The organism is Sphingobium agrisoli (assembly GCF_041877245.1).
In the GTDB taxonomy this organism is placed as follows: Bacteria; Pseudomonadota; Alphaproteobacteria; order Sphingomonadales; family Sphingomonadaceae; genus Sphingobium.
The window spans coordinates 1-6,408 of the sequence record NZ_JBHDJI010000026.1 but is presented as its reverse complement, the minus strand read 5'-3'; the positions used below and the strand labels follow the sequence as shown (position 1 = coordinate 6,408).

Annotated in this window: 7 protein-coding genes; 6 read left to right on the top strand and 1 reads right to left on the bottom strand. The window is 63.6% G+C overall.

Annotation, left to right across the window (positions count from 1 at the left end):
- The coding region (locus tag ACETPF_RS20805; protein ID WP_373936534.1) for a type IV secretory system conjugative DNA transfer family protein at window positions 1-851 on the bottom strand (851 nt) is incomplete at its 3' end.
- A gap of 205 nt (window positions 852-1,056) precedes the next feature.
- On the opposite strand from ACETPF_RS20805, the gene ACETPF_RS20800 reads away from it, so the two are divergent.
- The 6 genes from ACETPF_RS20800 to ACETPF_RS20775 form a co-directional block, all read left to right on the top strand.
- Complete coding sequence (locus ACETPF_RS20800; protein WP_373936533.1) at window positions 1,057-2,181, top strand: hypothetical protein; 1,125 nt, start codon at window positions 1,057-1,059, stop codon at window positions 2,179-2,181.
- Entirely contained in the window at window positions 2,175-3,146 is a 972-nt protein-coding gene (locus ACETPF_RS20795; protein WP_373936531.1) for a competence protein CoiA, read from the top strand. The genes ACETPF_RS20800 and ACETPF_RS20795 overlap by 7 nt, the downstream gene beginning before the upstream one ends.
- Before the next feature lie 10 nt (window positions 3,147-3,156).
- The gene (locus tag ACETPF_RS20790) at window positions 3,157-3,738 is read left to right on the top strand and encodes a hypothetical protein (protein WP_373936529.1); all 582 of its coding nucleotides are present in this window, start codon (window positions 3,157-3,159) and stop codon (window positions 3,736-3,738) included.
- Between the two features lie 53 nt (window positions 3,739-3,791).
- Window positions 3,792-4,463: a hypothetical protein gene (locus ACETPF_RS20785; protein ID WP_373936528.1), complete on the top strand. Its 672-nt coding sequence runs from the start codon at window positions 3,792-3,794 to the stop codon at window positions 4,461-4,463.
- Entirely contained in the window at window positions 4,463-5,776 is a 1,314-nt protein-coding gene (locus ACETPF_RS20780; protein ID WP_373936527.1) for a hypothetical protein, read from the top strand. Before ACETPF_RS20785 ends, ACETPF_RS20780 begins: the two co-directional genes overlap by 1 nt.
- Window positions 5,777-5,802: 26 nt before the next feature.
- Window positions 5,803-6,408 (top strand): helix-turn-helix domain-containing protein (locus ACETPF_RS20775; protein ID WP_373936526.1); only part of this gene is annotated, 606 nt, incomplete at its 3' end.

Genomic DNA, 6,408 nt, shown 5'->3' with positions numbered 1-6,408 from the left:
GTGAACGGACGCTGCGGGTCGGACAGGAAGGACGCCACCCGCGCGAGCGTCTTTTCTTCCTCGGCATAGAGAATGTGGAGGATGGCGCCGACGAGCAGCGAGTGGCTCGTCTTTTCCCAGTGGCTGCGACGTTCCAGCGCACCTTCGGGGTCGACGAGGATATCGGCGATGTTCTGGACGTCGCGGACCTCCTCGATGCCGCGGCGAACCTCCAGCAACGGGTTGTAGCGTGCCGAACGCGCATCCGTCGGATTGAACAGCAGGCAGTGGGAGAAGCGCTGGCGCCAGCCGGCGGTCAGTTGCCAGTTTTCGCCTTTGATGTCGTGGATTACCGCCGAACCTGACCAGCCGAGCAGCGTGGGCACGACGAGGCCGACGCCCTTGCCGCTCCGGGTCGGCGCGAACGCCATGATGTGCTCGGGGCCGTCGTGACGAAGATAGCGTGGGCCCGTGCGGCCGAGAAATACGCCGCCTTCGGTCAGCAATCCTGCGGCGCGGATCTCCCTGTCACTCGCCCAGCGGGCGGAACCATAGGTCGTCAGGTTGTTCCGCTGACGGGCACGCCACACCGATCCTGCGATCGCCGCACCACAGCCAACCAGTCCGCTCGTAGCGGCGATCGCGCCGGCTTCTTCGAATATTGTCGGTGCGTAGGCCTCGAATGAGAACCACCAAAAAAACAGCGCCCATGGCAGATAAATCCGCTGACCGAATGCGACGAACCACGGGTCGCCAAGCTCGGGCTGATAGGCCAGCGCGGCCGCCGCCCATTGCGTGGAAAACCAAACGCCCGCCAGGACGATGGCGAACACTACAATGATTTGTCCGATGAGCAGTTTGGTCGGGGTCATGCGGGCCTCTGGCCGCGCGAGAATCAGTCTCCACGGGCTCGACCGCTAAGATCGGCGAGGTTCCGAATGAGCGTCAGCGTCTGTCCGCGGACGCCAGAGACCTTTGCGAGGACACTCGATATCGCAGAGGCCGGATCAACCAGTTCGTTCAAGCTGCGAAACGATAATATACAGTTGAACGCACCGTATTATTTGGACACTGATTTTGCCCCTGCTCGGTTCAAAGATAATCGCTCCAGACAGCTCGCACTGGGCCAAATGGCTTGATGCGACGGCTTCACGCGACGCGGGCCGACGAGGACGGGCGCTGTCGCTGCACGGTCGGTTGCTTGAACAAGGCCGCGTCCCTCTCTTGTCTTGGCATCATCTGGAGGAATTGCTCGGCGGCGATGATGACGCAGCGGCGCGCGATCGAATATCCTTCCTGCAGTCGATTCCGCTCGTCGCTTGGCTTCGCCTGCCGAATGACGAGGCCGGTCTCGGATCCGCCGCGCAGGTGCGTGCGGCCGAAGCGATCGCGGCGAGTGAGGGATTGAACGACCTACTCGCAATCCGCGATCGGGCGCGGCAATTGCTGCTCAGGATCGGCACCGGCAGTCAGGCGATCGGCGAAGAGGCCTGGGTCTGGGAGGCAGTCCGTCCGATGTTGCGGTCTCGCAAAAGCGGATCGGACATGGTTGCGGCATTGGGGCCACTGCGCACCTTTGACGAGAGCCGGACGATCGGCGAGCTTTCAAAGGGGAAAATCAACTCGCCTCGTGAAATGAAGGCTCAGCTCGGAATGATCCACGCGAAGGCGTTAAGTGAGGCGACGCAGAGCACTGGTGGCGACGCTGTCCGAGCTCGGGCGATGGCCGACGAGTTCATCGAGCGGGTTCTTGCAATCATGCCGCCGCCTGGGACGACCGTTCGCGATCTGCTTGTCTCGTCGCTGGTCGATCAAGGCCTCGACGAAACCGAAGTGCGCGACGAAAGTGTTTTGGCCGACCTCAGTCGGCTGGGCGTGTTTCGCTCTCAGCTTCGGACGATCGCGTCGGAGACAGGGCGCTCTTTCAACGCGCTGAAGCAGGTGCCTATGGAAATGTTGCCAAGCTGGGTGATCACTGAGGCGCTGAGAAAACATGGTCAGGTCCGCACGCTTCGGCCTGGCAGCGATCTTCACGACAGCCATCTCGCCGTGCTCGCCGCCTATTGCGAGGTGCTCTATGTCGACAAACGGACAGCCGAGGATTTCCGCCAAGCTGTGAAGAAGGAGCCGCGGCTGGTCGGTCTGATCGGGGAGATCGCCAAAGCCAGTGAGTTCGACGGCATCGCGGCGGCGCCATGCTAGTCGCGATCAACGGTGCCGACGATAGCCGCGTCGAGGCCGAGAACGCGGCGAAGGGACCTTCCTACACCTGCCCGGGGTGCAAGGCGCCGGTGACGCTCGCCAAGGGGCGCATTCGCCGGCCCTATTTCGGGCATCGGCCCGGCGCGACCTGCTCCTATGCCGCGCTGGAGACGTGGGAACACCAGCAGGCGAAGGAGGATTTCGCCACCGCCTATCGCGCGCGGGGCTTCAAGTGCGACGTCGAGATCGAGGTGCTGTCGATCGATGGCGACCGACGTGCAGACGTGCTGCTGCACGCACCTGAAGATGCTTATCGTGTCGCGATCGAGGCGCAGAACAGCCCGCTCGACTATACGGCGCTGGAAGTGCGAACGACCGCCTACCTTAGTGCGGGCGTCCCGGTGATCTGGGTGCCGATCCTCATCCGCAAGCGGCTCGGCGACGTACAGCGCATCGCGGGCACCAACATCTACCATGTCAGCCACTTCTCAGCGCCACCCTGGCAGTTGTGGGTCCACGATCTTCAAGACGGGCTTTGGTATTATGATCCCGTGGTCCGCGGCGTCTGGCGCGGAAAGCTCGACGATTGCATGCTCTACCGCAATCCGACCTCTTGGTTTGCGGACGGCGACGAACATAGCGCTGGCGGCCATTGGTACTCGTCGGAACGCTGGTCGAGCCTATTTCTGGAAGGCCCGTTCGACCTCTCGCGACTCCGGGTAAAGCGGGTGAAGCGTGCACAGCGCAAACGACGAGCCTATCGCCTTCCTGGCGGCATCGGCGCCGACTTCATCCTCGCCGACGATCCGCGGGACCATGCGATGCCGGTGCGGATCGGCAGCACCAAGGCCGAAGGTCCGGGCGACTTCCACTATTATCGCGCGGAGCGCCGCATCGACGATCAATGGGTCGGCGCGTCGTTGGAGGCTTCTGTCTTGCCCGACACCGCCCCAACTCTCGGATAGGATCTCGGCGATGCGCGACACCGAACATATCATCCTCGGAGATCGTGAGGCTCCGTTGCTGCTGCCATGGCCGCTGCCGGGCAATCCGGGAGGGTTCATCGAAATCGCGAAGGCCGATGACTGGCGCACGCTGGTTGGCAGTCTCGGGATCGATCCGCGCATTCCCGATATCGTTCGCGCCAAATTCGACCGCGCTCAGACCTTGTATCTGCTGGGATGGCTCGACCTCGGTTTGGTCAAGGCGGCCGAGCTCGCCGCTCTGATCGCGCTCGAACTGGCGGTGATGGATCGCTACGGCGGCAAGGTTTCGAAGAACAAGCGCAGCTTCGCCACGCTGCTCAAGTTAATGGTCGACAGCGACGGCCTGACCGATGCGCAGATCCCGATGGTTGTCCGATGTGGCGGCAAGGCGATCGGGCAATTGACCGGCGAGACCCAACCGACCCTCGCCGAGCGGCGCAACAAGCTGGCGCATGGCGACCCCTTCGACGGTCTCCCGACCGGCGGCCTGTTGGAACTGGTCCGAGATCTCATCAACTTCGCCTATCGCGACTACATCGCCGAGGCAGCGAGCCGGGGGGTTCAGCCATGACGCCGTTCCGATGGAAGAACTGCTTTGCAGACGTCCAATCCAGCAAGCACGATATGACCATCGAATCCTATTTTCAGGATGTGATCGTGCCGGCTCTCGCCACGCTCGATGCCAAGATCGAGGAACTGGAGCACAGTGACTGGCCGGGCGCGGTCTTCGCAAAGGCCGATATGGAGGAGGTTCGGTTCGAAACGATGCGCGCCTTCGGCTTGTCTATTCAATCGATCTGGGAGCGTCAGCTCCGCACCTATCTCCTGGGCTGCGCGAGGGATCTGAAACCAAGCGAGCCCTTCGCCACCAAGATCGAGAAGGCGAACTGGAAGGAGCTGCAAAAGCTGTTTCGCGGCCTGCGGGGCATTGGCCTCGACGCCTTTCCGAGCTTCGCAGCGCTCGATGCTCTTCAACATCTCGGTAATGCCTGCCGTCACGGCGATGGCGATTCCGCCGCCGAGCTGGCGCAGCGTTACCCTGACTTCTGGCCCGTCATCCCGCCAATGCCGCCGGGGTTCGGAGCACCGGCGCCAAGCCCGCCGCGTGTGGCTCAGATGCGGATCCCGCTGCAGCGGCTCCAGGAGTTCGTCGCCGCGATCGCGCGGTTCTGGCGCGACGCCGAATACATCTACAATGAGAGCATCGAGCGGAAGGACCCCGGGCTCGAAGCCCATCTCGCGCGCGAACGCGCCGAGCGCGATTGGCTGCCGCTGGCGCCAGCGGACGGCAACTGATGGGGGCGAGCCCGGCTTTAATCAACGCGGTTGAAGCGCTGTGGCGAGTGCCGCCGCCCGGGCCGAGCAATCTCCTGGCCGCGCCTGCCTTCACAGCGGTTAGTGATGTTTGCCGGGCCGACTATGGCGGCGACAAGCCGGTCTTCGCGCTGAGCACGGCGGTTCGCTCGCTCGGCGTTCCTTGCTGGATGCCCGCCGGCCATACCAGCCTGTCGGTCGATCCGATGAGCGCGGCCAATGCTATCGACGAGGCGTTCACGCGAAAGACGATCACGCGGCGGCATCTCTGCCCGCTCGATCTCGCCGACGATCTTCCGGCGCTTGCCTTCGGCCAGGCGCGGCTTGCCCAATTCGGCGCGGACGAACTGGCGCAGATGTTCGAAGCGCCACGCTTGGCGCGCAATTACCCGACCCAGCCGATCGACGCGAAGCGCCTCGCGCAATTCCAATGGCTGGTGGTCGAAGAGACCCACGCGGTGAACGGTGGGGCCGAAGCCCGGGCGGCACCCTTCATGTACATGGCGATGAACCGCGATTTCGGCGAAATCGACCCGCATCTCGGCCGCTTTCCACCGCCGGTGGAGGCGGCGCTGTTTTTCCTCTTGCTCGCCCCTTGGGAGCGTTGGTCGACGATGCAGGAGGTGGATTGGCGCGGCTTTCGCGTTCCGTGGATCTACACGCTCAACGACGACCTGTTCGTCCGACCGTCGCCACCGCCCAGCCCCGACAGCCTCACGCTCGAGCCTTGGATCGTCGAGGATCACTGGGGCGAGGAGGTCGAACTCGAGCGGCCGACCGAGCTGCCGTTGGATGACGATGCAAAGGCAGGGCTAACGCTCTTCACCGGCGCCGCGTGGCGAGAGCTTGAGGCCGCGCGATCGACAAGCCTGTTCGAAACGCCGATCGCGCATTTTCTCGTTCGCGCGTTTCTGGCCGACGGCATGGACGAAGTGATGGCCCATATGACCGCGATCGAGGCGGCGATGGGGCTCGAGATGGATCACAAGAATTGGATGCGGCCGAAGCCCGACAAGCATAAAGGTCGCTCGGCCACGGATCGGGTCGCAGCCCGGATCGCCGCGCTCCTGAACGATCCCAACTGTGTTCGCGATTATCGCCAGCTGTTCGAGCTACGCAGCACCTTCGTCCACGGGCGCGCCGGCGTTCAGAAGGTGTCGACGACCGAGCGGGTGATGGCGCGCAGTCTCGCACGCGGTGTCGCTCGCGGATTGGTCAGCGCTGCCGCGCCGCCTGTCCGTTCACGCGTGGACGTCTTGGCCGACCTGCTCGACCAGGGCGTGCAATATCTCTGAGGCGGCGGCGGACTCGTCGAACTGACGTGCGAAACGCTCTCAAATTTGCGCGGCGCGTCGGTCATATTGAGGACATGGACACGGTCGACTCCTTCGAAACCTTCATGCTCGACGAAGCCGCCATCGCGAACTTCGTGAAGTTGCAGAGAACCTTCAACGGTTGGAAGCAGGACATGCTTGCCGCCGAGGCCGGTGTGTCGCTGGCGACGGTGTCGCGGGTCGAGCGTGGGCAGAAGGTGCGGCCGGCGCAGCTTCGCAAGCTGGCGCGCGCCTTGGGAAAGCCCGAAGACGAGTTTGTGCGCCAGCGCGTCCGTCCCACCCCGGAGGAAGCCGCCGCCAACTTCGTCGAGATGTTCGCCTGGTCCGAGGGGCGCGTACCCGTCGCGGTCGCCCCGTTCAGGACCGAGCTGCAGCTCCGTGCAACTCTCGCTACCTTCAGCCTGCTGCTCGTGTCCGATCTCGATGACGACGCAGCCGACGATGTCGCCGAACTGCGCGAGTGGTTCGATCTGGCGAGCTTCGTTCAGGCAGAGCGCGAGGGCGTGATCGGGCCGAATGGACTTGTAACGGTTTTGCGCCGGTCACGTATCTCATTATGCTACCTTGGCCTCAAAGGCGAGCGGGCTGATGCC